Origin of the sequence: Streptomyces atratus (assembly GCF_040655115.1) — a bacterium.
Taxonomy (GTDB): Bacteria; Actinomycetota; Actinomycetes; order Streptomycetales; family Streptomycetaceae; genus Streptomyces; species Streptomyces atratus_D.
Map to the genome: position 1 here is coordinate 57,633 of NZ_JBFAJH010000023.1, position 15,435 is coordinate 73,067.

The window sequence follows — 15,435 nt, forward strand, 5'->3', positions numbered from 1 at the left end:
AGGTGAGAGCTGAATCACTGCACGAGTGGGCATCGGTCAGGTAAGCCTCGGTTAGGTTAGGTTCGCCTCACCTACTCTGCCGTTGTCCAGTCCCGGTCCTTCCTCTCTTCAGCCTGTGTGGAGCCCGTATGCGAGCCGTTCGTCTCTCCGTAGTCACCGCTGCCGCCACCGTGGCAGCCCTGACCGCCGTCACAGGCTGCGCCGAAAAGAGTGACGGCAAGGGTGAGGGCGCTCTGAGCGTCGTCGCCAAGGACGACTCCTGCACGGTGTCCAAGAAGAAGCTCCCGGCCGGACACGTCGAACTGGCCGTCGAGAACAAGGGCTCCAAGGTCACCGAGGTCTACCTGCTCTTCGCGGATGCCCGCATCGCCGCCGAGCGCGAGAACATCGGCCCCGGCACCAAGGCCACCATCACGGCCGAGGTCAAGGCCGGCTCCTACGACATCGTCTGCAAGCCCGGGATGAAGGGCGCCGGCTACCGGCAGAAGATCGAGATCACCGGCGGCGCCGTGACCAAGCGCAGCCCCGAGATGGACAGGGCCGTCGCCGAGTTCCGCAGCTATGTGCAGGCGCAGGCCGACGAGACCCTGCCGAAGGCCAAGGTCTTCACGGACGCCGTCGCCGCCGGTGACGTCGAGGCCGCGAAGAAGGCGTACGCCGAGTCCCGCATCGGCTGGGAACGCACCGAGCCCGTCGCCGAGTCCTTCGGTGACATCGACCCGAAGGTCGACCTCCGCGAGGACGGCCTGGAGGCCGGCCAGAAGTGGACCGGCTGGCACCGGCTGGAAAAGGCGCTGTGGCACGACAAGAAGCTCGGCGCCGAGGAGAAGGCTCTCGCCCCGGTCCTCTACAAGGACCTGCTCGACTGGCAGAAGCGGGTCGGCACGGCCGACATCAGCCCGACCTCGATGGCCAACGGCGCCAAGGAGCTCCTCGACGAGGTCGCCACCGGCAAGGTCACCGGTGAGGAGGAACGCTACAGCCACACCGACCTGGTCGACTTCAAGGGCAACGTCGAAGGTGCGCAGAAGTCGTACGAGCTGCTGAAGCCGATCGCGTCGAAGAACGACCCGGCGCTGACCGCCTCCCTGGACAAGCAGTTCGCGTCGTTGAACACGCTGCTGGACAAGTACCGCGCGGACAGGACCTCGTACGAGTTCACCTCGTACGAGAAGGTCGGCAAGGCGGACCGCAAGGAACTGTCGGACGCCGTCAACGCCCTGGCCGAGCCGCTGTCCCGGCTCGCCGCCGCGGTCACGAAGTAACGAGCCGGGAGGCTTTGGGCATGTCCGAGAAGACGCAGAACACCGTCGACGGCGAAGAGACCACGGCCGCGGCCGGCGGACGCGCCCCGTCCCGCCGCGCCCTGCTCGGCTGGGGCGGTGCCGGGCTGGCGCTCGGCGCGGTCTCTGCCGGTGGTGCGGTCGCCGCGGTGCGTACGGGCGACGACACGGTGCCGGCCGCGGAGAGCGGCGCCGCGGTGCCGTTCCACGGTGCGCACCAGGCGGGTATCGCCACCGCCGTGCAGGACAGACTTCATTTCGCCGCGTTCGACGTGACGACGAAGGACCGGGCCGAGCTGATCGCGCTGCTCAAGGAGTGGACGCGGGCGGCGGAGCGGATGACGGCCGGTCACGCGGTCGGTGACGGGGCGTACGGCGGTCTCGCCGAGGCGCCGCCGGACGACACCGGCGAGGCGCTCGGGCTCAAGCCGTCCCGGCTCACCCTCACCATCGGCTTCGGCCCCTCGCTGTTCGCCAAGGGGCGGTTCGGTCTTGAGGACCGGCGTCCGGAGGCGCTCGTCGATCTGCCGAAGTTCCCCGGCGACAACCTCGACACGGCCCGCAGCGGCGGCGACCTGTGCATCCAGGCATGCGCGGACGACCCACAGGTCGCGGTGCACGCCATCCGCAACCTCGCCAGGATCGGCATGGGCCGCACCGCGATCCGCTGGTCCCAGCTGGGCTTCGGCAAGACGTCGTCGACGACGCCCGACGCCCAGACCCCGCGCAACATGATGGGCTTCAAGGACGGCACCCGGAACATCTCCGGCACCGACACCGCGGCCCTGGACAAGCATGTGTGGGTCGGCGAGAAGGACAGGGCGGGCTGGATGACCGGGGGTTCGTACCTGGTGGCCCGGCGCATCCGCATGCACATCGAGACCTGGGACCGGGCCGGGCTCCAGGAGCAGGAGGACGTCTTCGGCCGGGACAAGGGCGAGGGCGCCCCGGTGGGCAAGGCGAAGGAGCGCGACGAGCCGTTCCTGAAGGCGATGCTGCCGACCGCCCATGTGCGGCTCGCCCACCCGGACAGCAACGACGGTGCGACGATCCTGCGCCGCGGCTACTCCTTCACGGACGGTACGGACGGTCTGGGCCGGCTCGACGCCGGGCTGTTCTTCCTCGCCTACCAGCGAGACGTCCGTAAGGCGTTCGTCCCGCTGCAGCGCCGCCTCGCGGCACACGACGCACTCAACGAGTACATCCAGCACGTGGGTTCGGCGCACTTCGCCGTCCCGCCGGGCGTCCGCGACAAGGACGACTGGTGGGGCCGGGCGCTGTTCTCGTAACGGACCCGAAGCGGACAAAGGAGAACCCAAACGTGTTCAGCAACTTTCTGATCGGTCTGCGCGAAGGTCTTGAGGCGAGCCTGGTCGTCTGCATCCTCGTCGCCTATCTGGTGAAGACCGGCAACAAGGGCAAACTGCTGCCGATCTGGATCGGTGTCGGCATCGCGGTCGTCGTCAGCCTGGCGTTCGGTGCCGGTCTCGAATTCGGCTCGCAGGAGATGACGTTCAAGGCGCAGGAGGCGCTCGGCGGTTCGCTGTCGATCATCTCCGTGGGCCTGGTCACCTGGATGGTGTTCTGGATGCGGCGCACCGCGCGGCATCTGAAGAAGGAGCTGCACGGCAAGCTGGACGCGGCACTCGCGATGGGCACCGGGGCGCTCGTCGCGACGGCGCTGCTCGCGGTCGGCCGGGAGGGGCTCGAGACCTCGCTGTTCGTCTGGCGCGCGGTGCACGCCGCGGACGACGGCTGGCATCCGATGATCGGCGCGTTCCTCGGGATCGCCGCCGCCGTGGTGCTGGGCTGGCTGTTCTACCGCGGTGCGCTGAAGATCAACCTGGCGAAGTTCTTCACCTGGACCGGCGGCATGCTGGTGATCGTCGCGGCGGGCGTGCTCGCGTACGGTGTCCACGACCTGCAGGAGGCCGAGTTCCTGGGCGGCATCCACAACCGGGCGTTCGACATCAGTGCCACGATCCCGCCGGACAGCTGGTACGGCACGCTGCTGAAGGGCACCTTCAACTTCCAGCCCGACCCGACCGTCCTTCAGGTCACGGTGTGGGCGCTGTATCTGATCCCCACGCTCGCACTGTTCCTGGCCCCGGTAGGGTTCGGACGGTCAGTGGGGGCGACGGATCAGAAGGCGCAGAAAGCAACGGATGAGAAGCCTGAGGCCGATTCGGCTGGCGACGGGGCTCGCGGCGGCGACAGTGCTGAGCGTGACGGCGAGCGGGTGCGTGACGGTGCACGGCGAGCTGGAAGTCGTACCGGCGGCGACGAAGTCTGAGTCCGCGAAGGCCCTCGCGGACTTCACCACCGCGTACAACGCGGCGGACAAGGCCTACGATCCCGCGCTCGACGCGGACCGGGTGACCGGTTCGCTCGGCGCGATCAACCAGGCCGGTCTGAAGGCGCGGCAGAAGAACAACCCCGGCGGCAATGCCAACCACAGGCCGCTGGAGCTGACCGACGCCACCTATGTCATCCCGAAGAAGGCGGGCTGGCCGCGCTGGTTCGTCGCGGACACCGACTCCAACCGCGACCAGGACAGCGAGCAGGACACCCGCTGGCTGATCGTCTTCCTGCGGTCCGGGCCCGACGCAGGGTGGCAGGCCGCCTATCTGTCGGTCGTGGCGCCCGCCGAGGTGCCCACGTTCGCGAAGGACGGCGACGGGCTGGCCCGGCCGGTCGCGGCGGACAGCAGTGAACTCTCCGTGGCGCCCGAGGACTTGAGCACCCAGTACACCGAGTATCTGCAGAAGGGTGAGCCGGACGTGTTCGCCCCCGGGGTCGCCACCACGGGCTGGCGGGACACGCGCAGGAACACGCGACGGGCGGGCTTCTCGTACCAGTACATCGACCAGCCGCTGGACGGCGGTACGTTCGGTCCGCTCGGGCTGGAGACCGAGGACGGCGGGGCGCTGGTCTTCTTCAGCAGCAAGCACTTCGAGCAGCAGACCGCGGCGAAGGGGCTGCGTCCGCCGGTCAACGCGGATGTGCAGGCGCTGCTGACCGGTGAGGTGAAGACCACCCTCACCAAGGAGCGTGTCTCCAGCCAGCTGGTGTACGTCCCGAAGAAGGGCGCCGCGAACGGCGCCGAGGTGATCATTCTGAACCGGCTGCCGGGGCTCACGGCGGCGAAGGGTTCGTAACGCCGTCACGCTCGGGATCCGTGACCCGGCGGCGCGGGGCTCGTGAGGCCCCGCGCTCCGGTGTCAGCGGCTGAGCGGCCAGGCCACCGATCCGTGGTCGAGATCACTCTGGTCCGCCGTGTCGGCGTACTGCGCGCAGGCGTCGGTGAGCGTCTCCAGCAGCGTCAGCGGGTCCGGCAGCGGGTTCTCCGGACCGCGGATCCAGTGCACGTCCAACTCACCGGGGAGCAGGGCGGGCGGCAGGAGTACGTAGCTGCCGCGGCAGTGCCAGCGCAGTCCCGGATGCTCGTCCATGGTCTCGGGGTGGCAGTCGAGCTCACAGGGCCACCACTCGTCCTCGTCCTCGGGGGTGCCGCGGGTTGCGGTGAAGAAAAGCATCCGGTCGTCGCCGGACACGGCCACCGGGCCGACGTCGATATCTGCGGCAAGGAGCCGCTCCAGTGCCTGGCTGCCCGCGGTCGACGGCACGTCGAGGACGTCATGGATCATGCCGGTCGCGGTGATGAAGTTGGCCTGCGGCTGACTGCGGGCCCAGCGCTCGATCTGGGCGCTGTCGGTGGTGGACTGCGTCTGCCAGGCGAAGGAGACGGGGTGCCTGGCGGGAGTGGGACAGCCGATGCGTTCGCACGAACATCGGTAGCCGATCGGGTGGGCGGCGGGCGCGATCGGCATTCCGGCCTCGGCGACAGCCAGGAGCAGCGCCTCCCGGGCGGTGTCGTCGACCGCGCGCTGCTGCGGTTTGGGTCGCCGGCGCAGCCATTGGGAAAACTTGCTCTCTGTGCCGCGAGAACGGCCGAAATCGGCGCCCATCAATCCCCTTACCTCAGCGTTGCCCCTGCCCTATGGTCCCACCATCCTGCGCCCCGGGTGGCCGGAGTCCTGAAGCGGGGGCGTCGAGCGATCCACCGAGCAGGGAATTTTGCCCTCCCTTGTCCGGAAATGACAGGCGTGGCTGTGGATGGCTCGGCGTGACGGTGTGGCGCGGCGCGACTCAGCGGGCGGCCAGACCGTGCAGGGCGTAGTCGACGAGCGCATCCGCGTACGCGTGGGTGAGCGGCCGGGTCCGCAGCAGCCAGCGGTGGGTGAGCGGGGCGACGAGGAGCTCGAGGGCGATGCGCGGATCGATGTCGGCGCGCACGTCGCCCGCCTCCTGGGCGGCGCGCAACCTGGTGACGTAGAGCTGCAGCTGCGGTTCGAGCAGCTTCTCGACGAATTCGGCGCCGAGCGCGGCGTCGACGATCCCCTCGGCGGCCAGCGCCCTGGTGGGTGCCTCGGTCACCGGGTCGTTCAGCTCGTCGACGGTGGCCCGCAGGACGGTCCTCAGGTCGGCCGCCAGGTCGCCGGTGTCCGGGATGGCGTACTCCGCCTCCCCGGCCTGCTCGGCGGCCCGGTTGCCGAGGTCGACGAAGGCCTCCAGCAGGACAGCGGCCTTGGAGGGCCACCAGCGATAGATCGTCTGCTTGCCGACACCGGCGCGGGCGGCGATGGCCTCGATCGTCGTCCTCGGGTAGCCGGCCTCGCCGACGAGGCCGAGTGCCGCGTCGTAGATCGCCCGGCGGGAGCGCTCGCTGCGCCGACCGGGATCGGGCGGCCTGTTCTCTGCCATGCCCGTCACGGTAGCAGCGGGGCGAGGCGAGACGTATCGTCTCCGCGCCTCTCCGTAGACGTTACGGAGCATCCCGCAGAACCACCCGATCGGTTCACTGCGCGGTAGCTCCGAACGGCGCACCATGAGCTCACGCGCACACCCGTGCGAGCCCCGGCACACCGCAGGCAACCCCTGCCGTCCGTGAGGAGCCCTCATTGCCTCGTGAAGCCACACCCTCATCGCTTCGTGAAGCCGCCACCCCCGCGCCCCGCGAAGCCACTGCTCCGACGCCCCGTGAAGCCACCCCGCGCCGCTACCTGATGTGCGCCCCGGCCCACTTCAAGGTCACGTACTCCATCAACCCGTGGATGGACCCGACCAAGCCCGTCGATCTGCCGCTAGCCCAGGCCCAGTGGGAGGATCTGCGCGACCGTTACCGCGCGCTCGGCCACACCGTCGAGCTGCTCACCCCGCGCCCCGAGCTGCCCGACATGGTCTTCGCCGCGAATGGCGCCACCGTCGTCGACGGGCGGGTGCTGGGCGCCAGGTTCGCGTACCAGGAGCGGTACGCGGAGGCGGAGGCACATCGGGACTGGTTCCGGGACCACGGTTTCACCGAGATCCATGAGCCGGACCACGTCAACGAGGGCGAGGGCGACTTCGCGGTCACCTCCTCGTACCTCCTGGCCGGGCGCGGCTTCCGGTCCAGTCCGCTCTCGCACGACGAGGCGCAGGAGTTCTTCGGCCGGCCGGTGATCGGCCTCGATCTGGTGGACCCGCGCTACTACCACCTGGACACGGCCCTCTGCGTGCTCGACGAGGCGAGCGACGAGATCATGTATTACCCGGGTGCGTTCTCGCCGGGCAGCCGGTCGGTGCTGCGGCGGCTCTTCCCCGACGCACTGATCGCCACGGAGGCGGACGCCGCCGCGTTCGGCCTGAACTCGGTCAGCGACGGGCTCCATGTGCTGGTGCCGCAGGGCGCCGCGGGCCTCTTCGACCCGCTCCGGGCGCGCGGCTTCGAACCGGTCCCGATGGACCTGAGCGAGCTGCTCAAGGGCGGCGGCAGCGTGAAGTGCTGCACCCAGGAGCTGAGGAGCCAGGGGGACACTCCCTAGTGCCGTGACCGGCAATGTTTGCCCGGAAGGAGCGTCGTCCGGTGCGTGCGGTCGCAAGGCGGCCGGAAGTCCTTGGATGGGGTCTCCCCTGCTCGAACGGAGTTGAGAGCTTGGGGAAGGAACTACCAGGGCTTTTGGCCAACGCGGCGAGCGTGCGTGCCGGGCGGCGCGACGGGGCGAAGCTTGCCGGGAGGGGCACGAGCCAGGTCCCGTCGTCGAACTGCCGTCGTCGTCCGAAGAGCGGCCGCGCGGCGTCCGGTGCGTGCGACCGCAAGGCGCCGGGAGGTCCTCGGATGGGGTCTCCCCTGCTCGAACGAAGCTGAGAGCTTGGGGAAGGAGCCACCAGGGCATTTCGGTAACGCAGCGAGTGACCGGGGCCGGTGTCGCGGCACCAGCGTGCGCGCCGGGCGTCGCGGGGCGGGCGGGACTTCCGGCACGCGCCCTAGCAGGCGCCCTCGTCGTGGGGCGGCGGCCAGGCGTCGCCCCACGCGATGTCCCGGGCGGCCCGGTACAGCTCGCCGTGCCGCTTGGTGACCGTGGAGCGCTGCAGGGCCTCGTCGCGGGTGCACAGGTCCAGCAGCACCTGCCCCTTGCGGATCTGCGGCTTGCGGGTGACCCGGGCGCGTACCGGTTCGGTGGCGAAGCGGGTCGCCACGACATAGCTGAACTTCTCGTCCTCGTACGGAAGCGAGCCGCCCTTCACCTGCCGGTGCAGCGACGAGCGGCTGACCCGGGCGGAGAAGTGGCACCAGTCGGTGCCCGGCTCGATGGGGCACGCGTCGCTGTGCGGGCACGGGGCGGCGACGGTCAGTCCGGCGGCGATCAGCCGGTCGCGGGCCTCGATGATGCGGGCGTAGCCGTCCGGGGTGCCGGGCTCGACCATGACGACGGCCTGTGCGGCGGCCGCCGCGGCGTCGACCAGGCCGGTGCGCGCCCGCGCCGTCAGTTCCTTGAGCACGTAGCTGATGGTCACCAGGTCCGTGGGGTCGAGCTCCAGTCCTGCGTCGATCCGGGCCCGCCGCCACTCGGCGGTGCGCAGGGCCTCGATACCGGAGGCCCCGGCGAGCTCGCGGCCGAGGGTGAGGGCGGGCTCGGCCCAGTCCAGGACGGTGGTCCGCTGCCCCTCCCAGGCACCGGCGACGGCCCAGCTCGCCGCACCCGTGCCGCCGCCGATGTCGGTGTGCGTGACGGGAGTCCACTCCGGAGCGGCCTCACAAAGGGCGGCGAGGGCGGACCGTACCGCTTCGAAGGTCGCGGGCATGCGGTACGCGGCGTACGCGGCGACGTCCGAGCGGTCGCGGAGCACCGGGGCATCGGTGGGGGTGGTCCCCCGGTAGTTGGCGATGAGCCGGTCGACTGCCTGCGCGGCCTGCTTGGGCGGCAGCCCGTCGAGGAGTCCGGCCAGCGCCGTGCGCAGGGCTTCCGCGGTGGAGAGGGTGACGTTCACCGACGAATTGTAGGCGGATACGACCGGTTGTCCCCGGCCGCTCCCCGGCCGGCGCCTGTCCCGTCCCGCGCCCCGGCGCCCGGCGCGGGACCTTCGTGGAACAGCGCCGGATCCGAACTGCTGGTAAACCCCGGCCAGTTGCTACGCTGACCGGCGCGACGCCAGGATTGCTCATCGGAGGGGACCATGAGACAGAAGATCGTGCGCCTGACTCTGGTCGCCGGGGTGCTCGTACTCGCCCTGCTGCTTCTGCTGGCCACGTGCGGTGCCGGGGGCAGCCAGGACAGGAAGAGCGCCGACAAGCCGACGAAACCCGTACCGACGCCCACGGGCCCGGGCCCGGCGACGCAGCTCACAGTTCCTCCCGCGTACACCACCCGAAGCGGCTGGGAGCTCGTCAACACCTCCCCCGACTACGTGATCTCCCGGACGACCGGACGCCTCGGCTATCTGCTGCGGGTCGCCGACAGCCAGTACCGGCTGGAGACCATCGACTCGGACACCGGGAGGGCGGGCTGGAAGGGCGAGAACTGGCGGCCGCCGGCCTCGAAGCACTCCCCGAAGCTGCTCCTGGTCACCAAGAACGACGTGGAGTACTTCGTCACCTGGACGTACGGAAAGGTCGGCGTGAACGCGCTGACCCCGGCCGACACCATCGTCTCCCTCGACGTGTACGACGTGAAGGACGGCGCCCGGCGGCGCATCGAGGTGCCGTGGTCCTCCGCACCGAGCGTCATCGCCTCCGGCCCCGACATCCTGATCAGCGACGGCCGGACGACCAGTGTGGTGGTCGACCCGGCGACCGGACAGTTCTCGAAGATCACTCCCTCGGCGCTGAAGTACCCGAAGGACTGTCCGTCCTGCAAGCAGCTCACCGAGGTGTTCGGACTGACGAAGAAGGGCCTGCTGGTGAGCGGGGCGCGGGAGTTCTGGGTGCAGGGCGGCTGGTTCAGCCGGAACGTCGCCCCGAAGGACACCGACCGCACCAGCGGGATCCCGACCACCGTGGCCCCCGGCTGGGTGCTGGCCAAGTGGCAGCTCGCCAAGGGGCAGAAGCTGGCGCAGACCCATGACCTGTGGGCGGTGCACGACGCGGAGACGGGGCAACCGGTGGCCACCGTCGTGTGCAACAAGGTGGCCATCAAGCCGGGCCAGTACCCGCTGGCCGTCATGTCGCCCTCGGGTGGCTATCTGGTGGCCGGCAACCTCGCCTTCGACCTGACGGCGAGAAAGGGTTTCTGTCTTGAGGCGCCGGACGGTTCGAAGCGGCTGACGCTGGCCTCCGTCACGGACGAGGGCATCGCGTACGGCGCGACGAACGTGCGCAACGCGACGGACGCCCTGAACGGCGGCGGCCGCCCGGTCGCCGTCGAGGTCGTGACGGGGACCCCGGAAGGGCTGCCGTCCAATGTGCGGCTGCCGGGCGCGGAGGCGGAGGCAGGGGTCGGCGTGTTCCGGTGGACGGACGAGCTGGACCGGCTGCATCTGCTCGGCTACCCGCGCGCGCCCCACTAGGGCCTCTGCTGCCTTGACCGGGGACGAGAACGCGGGGAGTGCCTGGCGTCGCGGCCCCGGCCGTGATCCGCCGGACACCCCCGGGTCGTTCCCGAGCTGCTACGACTGCCGTTGCCAGGGCCGGCACAGGCCCAGGAAACAGGCCATCGCGCCGACCGCGCACACCACCTGGACGACCGCCATCGGGACGGCCGTCTCGTCCCCCGCGATTCCGACGAGCGGTGAGGCGGCGGCCCCGATCAGGAACGACGACGCTCCGAGCAGCGCCGAGGCGGAACCCGCTGCGTGCTTGGTCCGCATCAGCGCCTGGGCGTTGGTGTTCGGCGTCGCGATCCCCATCGCCGACATCAGGACGAAGAGCCCGGCGGCGACCGGCACCAGACCGACCTCGCCGAAGACCCCGGACGTCATCAGCAGCAGCGCGACCGCGGCGAGGACGATGACGCCGAGCCCGAAGCCGAGCGCCTTGTCCAGGCTGATCCGGCCCATCAGCAGCTTGCCGTTGATCTGGCCGACGGTGATCAGGCCGATCGAGTTGATGCCGAAGAGCAGGCTGAAGGTCTGCGGCGAGGCACCGTAGATCTCCTGGACCACGAATGGCGAGGCGCTCACGTAGGCGAAGAGCGCGGCGAAGGCGAGGCTGCCCGCGATCATGTAGCCGGTGAAGACCCGGTCGCCGAGGAGCCCGCGCATGGTGCGCAGCGCGTCGCCGATCCCGCCGGTGTGCCGTTCCTCCGGCGGCAGCGTCTCGTGCAGCCACTTCCAGACGACAAGGGTGAGCACGACGCCGACGACGGTGAGGACGGCGAAGATGCCCCGCCAGTCGGTGAACCGCAGCACCTGCCCGCCGATCAGCGGTGCGACGACCGGTGCGACGCCGGAGATCAGCATCAGGGTGGAGAAGAACCTGGCCATCTCCACGCCGTCGTACAGGTCACGGACGACGGCCCGGGCGATGACGATGCCGGCCGCGCCCGCCAGGCCCTGCAGGAGGCGGAAGCCGATGAGGAGTTCCACGGTGGGAGCGAAGACGCAGATCGCGGTGGCGAGTACGTAGACCACCATGCCGAGGAGCAGCGGCCGGCGCCTGCCCCAGCGGTCGCTCATCGGTCCGACGACGACCTGGCCGAGCGCCATTCCGGCGAGGCAGGCGGTGAGGGTGAGCTGGACGGTGGCCGCGGGGGCGTGGAGAGCGTCGGTGACCGTCGGCAGCGCCGGCAGGTACATGTCCATGGAGAGCGGAGGGAGCGCGGTGAGACCGCCGAGGACGAGGGTGACGAGGAGTGCGGTGCGGCGGACCGCGGCGGTCCCGGCACCGGCGCTCGCGCGGGTCCCGGTCCCGGCTGTGGCGTTCGTTGTATCTGCCCGCTGGGCTCGGCTCACGCCGGTCTCCGGCATCTCATCTCCACATGGTTGAATCCGCCTCTATGCTCTCAGCTCAGCCGGAGTGGTCGAGACCTTTGGGGGAGCAGGCGTGAGCAGGACCGTGCGTTGGGGCGTGCTGGCTACGGGTGGCATCGCCGCGGCCTTCACCGCTGACCTGCAGGCGATGCCCGACACGGACGTGGTCGCCGTGGCCTCCCGTACGGACACGTCGGCGAAGGCGTTCGCCGAACGGTTCGGCATACCGAAGGCGTACGGCAGCTGGGCCGAGCTCGCCGCCGACGACGAGGTCGACGTGGTGTACGTGGCCACGCCGCACTCGGCGCACCGGGAGGCCACAGCGCTCTGTCTGGAGGCCGGAAAGCACGTGCTGTGCGAGAAGGCGTTCACGCTCAACTCCCGGGAGGCGGAAGAGCTCGTGGCGCTCGCCCGGGACCGTGGCCTCTTCCTCATGGAGGCGATGTGGACGTACTGCAACCCGGTCGTCCGGCGGCTGACCGCACTGATCGCCGACGGTGCCATCGGCGACATCCGTACCGTGCAGGCCGACTTCGGGCTCGCGGGTCCGTTCGGCCCGGACCACCGGCTGCGGGACCGGGCGCTCGGCGGCGGCGCGCTGCTGGACCTCGGGGTGTACCCGGTGTCGTTCGCTCATCTGCTGCTGGGCGAGCCGGACCGTGTCCAGGCCGATGCGCTGCTCTCCCCCGAGGGCGTCGATCTGAACACCGGCATGCTGCTGGGCTGGGAGTCGGGCGCCACGGCGCTGCTCAGCTGCTCGGTCACCGCCGACACCCCGCAGACCGCGTCGGTCACGGGCACCAGGGGGCGGATCGACTTCCCGCGCGGTTTCTTCTACCCGGAGCGGTTCGTGCTGCACCGGGAGGGTCACGACCCGGAGGAGTTCACCGCGGGGACCGCGGGCGACGGGCTCCGCGGGATGCAGTTCGAGCAGGCGGAGGTCCTGCGCGCGCTTCGGGCGGGCGAGACGGAGTCGCCTCTGGTGCCGCTGGACGGATCGCTGGCGGTGATGCGGACGCTCGATGCGGTACGTGACCGCATCGGCGTCCGCTACCCGGCGGACGGCATCGGCTGACCGGGTCGGAGGAAGGGCGTCACGCAGGCGTGAGGCCCTGGTTCCCCACCTCCGTGACGAACGATCCGGCGGTCGTGAGAGGTGCGCCGGGCGTGGTGACGGCCGACACCGTGCGGTAGTCGGCGCGCGCCTGCTCCGGGCCCAGCGTGATGACGGCGTACCCGCGCCGCCCGTTGAAGAACTTCATGTGCGGGTTGGCCTGCATCTGGTTGTTCCAGCTGCCCGGCTTGTCGGAGCCGTCCTTGCCGCTGGTGATCGACGTGGCGACAATCTCCGTGCCGAGCGTGCGCGACGACGGGTCGTCGAAGTCCTTCTTCAGGTCGAAGCCGTAGCCGACGTGCACGTCGCCGGTCAGCACCATCAGGTTGTCGATCCCGGCGGCCTCCGCACCCTGGAGGATCCGGTCGCGGGACGCCGGGTAACCGTCCCAGGAGTCCATGGAGAGCTTGAAGGCGTCGGTCGGCACATCGCGCCGCTGGGCGAAGGTGACCTGCTGCGGTACGACGTTCCAGGTGGCCCGCGAGGCGTGCCAGCCGTCGAGCAGCCAGCGTTCCTGGGTGGCGCCGGTCAGGGTGCGCGACGGGTCCTCGGACTCCGGTCCCGGCGTCCGCCAGCCGTCGCCGTACGCCTGGTCGCCGCGGTACTGGCGGGTGTCGAGGATGTCGAACTGGGCGAGCCGGCCGAACTGCAGGCGCCGGTAGAGCTTCATGTCCGGGCCGCTGGGCCGCTGCGGGGTGCGCAGCGGCTGGTTCTCCCAGTACGCGCGGTACGCGGCGGCGCGCCGCAGCAGGAACTCCTCCGGCGGGACCTCGTTCTCCGGGGTGTCGCCCGCGTAGTTGTTCTCGGTCTCGTGGTCGTCCCAGGTGACGACGAAGGGGTGCGCGGCGTGCGCGGCGCGCAGATCGGGGTCGGACTTGTAGAGGGCGTACCGCAGCCGGTAGTCCTCCAGGGTGATGGTCTCCCGGTCGAAGTGGGCGGGGAGCCTGCGGTCGGTGTGGTGACGGGCTCCGCCGGTCGCGTCGACGGCGTCCTCGTAGAGGTAGTCGCCGAGGTGGAGGACGACGTCGACGTCCTCCTGCGCGAGGTGCTGGTACGCGGTGAAGTAGCCGTAGTGGTACGCCTGGCAGGAGACCGCGGCAAGGGTCAGTTCGGTGTTGCGGGCCCCCCGGGCGGGGGCGGTGCGGGTCCGGCCGGTCTCACTGATCCAGTCACCGGCGCGGAAGCGGTAGTAGAGGACCCGGTCGGCGTCGAGGCCCTTGATCTCGACGTGGACACTGTGGTCGAACTCCGGGTGGGCGGTGGCGGTTCCGCGCCGGACGATCCGGGAGAAGCTCTCGTCGCGAGCGAGCTCCCAGCGCACCGGGACGCGGGCGTTCGGCAGCCCGCTGCCGGTCTCGTACGGGCGGGGCGCGAGTCGCGTCCACAGCAGGACGGAATCGGGCAGCGGGTCGCCCGAGGCGACTCCGAGGGTGAACGGGTTCTCACTGATCTTCCCGGCGTCCAGCTCGGCGGCGCTCGCGGTGCCCGCGGCCGGCAGGTCGACCGAGAAGGCGAGCACGGCGGCGGCGCCGGTGACGGTGAGGAAGCGGCGGCGTCCGACCTGCTTCGCGGCGTCGCGCATCTCCTGCTGGTGCGATGAGCGCGTCGTCATCTGTCCCTCCCCTGACTGGTGATGTACGGGGCAGTTCACCGGCCCGGCGCATCGAACGGCTGTCGTGCTCGCGTCGCACGGGCGTCACACGGATAGGAGTGAGGCGGCGACGGCCGCCAGGGATGAAGTGCGCATATCTGCGGAAATCCATGATCACCACCAGTCGGCCCTGGGGTGCTGGAATCGCCGAGGAACGATCAAGGAATCACTCCCCGGAGCCGAACCGGCCTCCCGGCGGCGAATCTTGAGGCGAACGGCGTACGCTGCGGCGCCATGAGCAACAAACTGTTGAACCCCGACGCGAGGACGGCCGTCGTCACGGGGGCGGGCTCCGGGATCGGCCGCGCGGTGGCTCTCGCCCTGACAGGCGCCGGCTGGTCGGTGGCGCTCGCCGGGCGCCGCCCCGAACCCCTCGCCGAGACCGTGGAACTGGCCGGACCGGACGCCCGGGCGATCACCGTCCCCGCCGACGTCTCCCACCCCGAGGACGTGGACGCGCTCTTCTCCTCCGTACGGGAGTGGACCGGCCGGGTCGACCTGCTGTTCAACAACGCGGGCACGTTCGGCCCGCGCTCCGTCCCGGTCGAGGACCTCTCCTACGAGGACTGGCGCACGGTCGTCGATGTGAACCTGACAGGGGCGTTCCTGTGCGCGCAGGCGGCGTACCGGCAGATGAAGGAGCAGGACCCGCGGGGCGGCCGGATCATCAACAACGGCTCGATCTCCGCACATGCGCCGCGCCCCCACTCGGCGGCGTACACGGCGACCAAGCACGCGATGACGGGGCTGACGAAGTCACTGTCACTGGACGGCCGTCCGTACCGGATCGCCTGCGGGCAGATCGACATCGGGAACGCAGCCACGGAGATGACGGAGCGGATGCGGACCGGCACCCTCCAGGCCAACGGCGAACTGGCGGTGGAGCCGGTGATGGCGGCGGCGGACGTGGCCCGGACGGTGGTGCACATGGCGGAGCTGCCGCTGGAAGCGAACGTGCAGTTCGCGACGGTCCTGGCGACGACGATGCCGTACGTGGGCCGGGGCTGACGATTCCTTGCGCGCGCCGCCGGTCGAGCCGAGCGGCACGCTCCCGGACTCCTGCTCCTGGGCGAAGCGGGCACCGGCGTCAAGAACCGCCACCGCCGTGGGCCGCGGTCCGGGGCGCCGGCCCGCCCCGGGCGGGAATACCCCGGACCGGG

13 protein-coding genes are annotated in these 15,435 nt (G+C 70.5%); 8 read left to right on the top strand and 5 right to left on the bottom strand.

Going from position 1 to position 15,435, the window contains the following annotated elements:
- The first annotated feature begins 128 nt into the window (after positions 1-128).
- Genes efeO through AB0I23_RS23660 form a run of 4 tightly spaced genes read left to right on the top strand, consistent with a single transcriptional unit; the run spans position 129 to position 4,441 of the window.
- Positions 129-1,265: an iron uptake system protein EfeO gene (efeO, locus tag AB0I23_RS23645; protein WP_359112005.1), complete on the top strand. Its 1,137-nt coding sequence runs from the start codon at positions 129-131 to the stop codon at positions 1,263-1,265.
- A 20-nt stretch (positions 1,266-1,285) separates the two neighbouring features.
- Entirely contained in the window at positions 1,286-2,572 is a 1,287-nt protein-coding gene (gene efeB / locus AB0I23_RS23650) for an iron uptake transporter deferrochelatase/peroxidase subunit (protein ID WP_359112007.1), read from the top strand.
- Positions 2,573-2,604: 32 nt separating this feature from the next.
- Entirely contained in the window at positions 2,605-3,576 is a 972-nt protein-coding gene (gene efeU, locus AB0I23_RS23655; protein ID WP_359112008.1) for an iron uptake transporter permease EfeU, read from the top strand.
- Positions 3,509-4,441, top strand: coding sequence for a hypothetical protein (locus AB0I23_RS23660; protein WP_359112010.1), 933 nt, complete (start codon positions 3,509-3,511; stop codon positions 4,439-4,441). The genes efeU and AB0I23_RS23660 overlap by 68 nt, the downstream gene beginning before the upstream one ends.
- A gap of 63 nt (positions 4,442-4,504) precedes the next feature.
- Here AB0I23_RS23660 and AB0I23_RS23665 read toward each other — a convergent pair whose 3' ends face one another.
- Entirely contained in the window at positions 4,505-5,251 is a 747-nt protein-coding gene (locus AB0I23_RS23665; protein ID WP_359112012.1) for a bifunctional DNA primase/polymerase, read from the bottom strand.
- Positions 5,252-5,432: 181 nt separating this feature from the next.
- Positions 5,433-6,047, bottom strand: a complete 615-nt coding sequence (locus AB0I23_RS23670) for a TetR/AcrR family transcriptional regulator (RefSeq protein WP_359112014.1) — start codon at positions 6,045-6,047, stop codon at positions 5,433-5,435.
- 197 nt (positions 6,048-6,244) lie between these two features.
- Here AB0I23_RS23670 and ddaH point away from each other — a divergent pair, with 197 nt between their 5' ends.
- A complete protein-coding gene (ddaH, locus tag AB0I23_RS23675; protein WP_359112016.1) occupies positions 6,245-7,147 on the top strand; it encodes a dimethylargininase in 903 nt (300 codons plus the stop codon).
- A gap of 442 nt (positions 7,148-7,589) precedes the next feature.
- Here ddaH and AB0I23_RS23680 read toward each other — a convergent pair whose 3' ends face one another.
- Positions 7,590-8,594 carry a small ribosomal subunit Rsm22 family protein gene (locus AB0I23_RS23680; RefSeq protein ID WP_359112018.1) on the bottom strand — a complete coding sequence of 335 codons (1,005 nt, stop codon included), beginning with the start codon at positions 8,592-8,594 and terminating at the stop codon, positions 7,590-7,592.
- 186 nt (positions 8,595-8,780) lie between these two features.
- On the opposite strand from AB0I23_RS23680, the gene AB0I23_RS23685 reads away from it, so the two are divergent.
- Positions 8,781-10,109 carry a hypothetical protein gene (locus tag AB0I23_RS23685; protein ID WP_359112020.1) on the top strand — a complete coding sequence of 443 codons (1,329 nt, stop codon included), beginning with the start codon at positions 8,781-8,783 and terminating at the stop codon, positions 10,107-10,109.
- A 99-nt stretch (positions 10,110-10,208) separates the two neighbouring features.
- On the opposite strand, the gene AB0I23_RS23690 is transcribed toward AB0I23_RS23685, so the two are convergent.
- The gene (locus tag AB0I23_RS23690) at positions 10,209-11,507 is read right to left on the bottom strand and encodes a multidrug effflux MFS transporter (protein WP_359112022.1); all 1,299 of its coding nucleotides are present in this window, start codon (positions 11,505-11,507) and stop codon (positions 10,209-10,211) included.
- A 76-nt stretch (positions 11,508-11,583) separates the two neighbouring features.
- On the opposite strand from AB0I23_RS23690, the gene AB0I23_RS23695 reads away from it, so the two are divergent.
- The gene (locus tag AB0I23_RS23695) at positions 11,584-12,585 is read left to right on the top strand and encodes a Gfo/Idh/MocA family protein (protein WP_359112024.1); all 1,002 of its coding nucleotides are present in this window, start codon (positions 11,584-11,586) and stop codon (positions 12,583-12,585) included.
- Between the two features lie 19 nt (positions 12,586-12,604).
- On the opposite strand, the gene AB0I23_RS23700 is transcribed toward AB0I23_RS23695, so the two are convergent.
- Positions 12,605-14,236: an alkaline phosphatase D family protein gene (locus AB0I23_RS23700; protein WP_359112026.1), complete on the bottom strand. Its 1,632-nt coding sequence runs from the start codon at positions 14,234-14,236 to the stop codon at positions 12,605-12,607.
- A gap of 273 nt (positions 14,237-14,509) precedes the next feature.
- On the opposite strand from AB0I23_RS23700, the gene AB0I23_RS23705 reads away from it, so the two are divergent.
- The gene (locus AB0I23_RS23705; protein ID WP_359112028.1) at positions 14,510-15,283 is read left to right on the top strand and encodes an SDR family oxidoreductase; all 774 of its coding nucleotides are present in this window, start codon (positions 14,510-14,512) and stop codon (positions 15,281-15,283) included.
- Positions 15,284-15,435 lie beyond the last annotated feature (152 nt).

What these genes read in the sequence shown, in the direction of transcription:
- efeO (WP_359112005.1), top strand. Translation starts at nt 129, where the DNA reads ATGCGAGCCGTTCGTCTCTCCGTAGTCACCGCTGCCGCCACCGTGGCA.
- efeB (WP_359112007.1), top strand. Translation starts at nt 1,286, where the DNA reads ATGTCCGAGAAGACGCAGAACACCGTCGACGGCGAAGAGACCACGGCC.
- AB0I23_RS23665 (WP_359112012.1), bottom strand. Translation starts at nt 5,251, where the DNA reads ATGGGCGCCGATTTCGGCCGTTCTCGCGGCACAGAGAGCAAGTTTTCC.
- AB0I23_RS23670 (WP_359112014.1), bottom strand. Translation starts at nt 6,047, where the DNA reads ATGGCAGAGAACAGGCCGCCCGATCCCGGTCGGCGCAGCGAGCGCTCC.
- AB0I23_RS23685 (WP_359112020.1), top strand. Translation starts at nt 8,781, where the DNA reads ATGAGACAGAAGATCGTGCGCCTGACTCTGGTCGCCGGGGTGCTCGTA.
- AB0I23_RS23690 (WP_359112022.1), bottom strand. Translation starts at nt 11,507, where the DNA reads ATGCCGGAGACCGGCGTGAGCCGAGCCCAGCGGGCAGATACAACGAAC.
- AB0I23_RS23700 (WP_359112026.1), bottom strand. Translation starts at nt 14,236, where the DNA reads ATGACGACGCGCTCATCGCACCAGCAGGAGATGCGCGACGCCGCGAAG.
- AB0I23_RS23705 (WP_359112028.1), top strand. Translation starts at nt 14,510, where the DNA reads ATGAGCAACAAACTGTTGAACCCCGACGCGAGGACGGCCGTCGTCACG.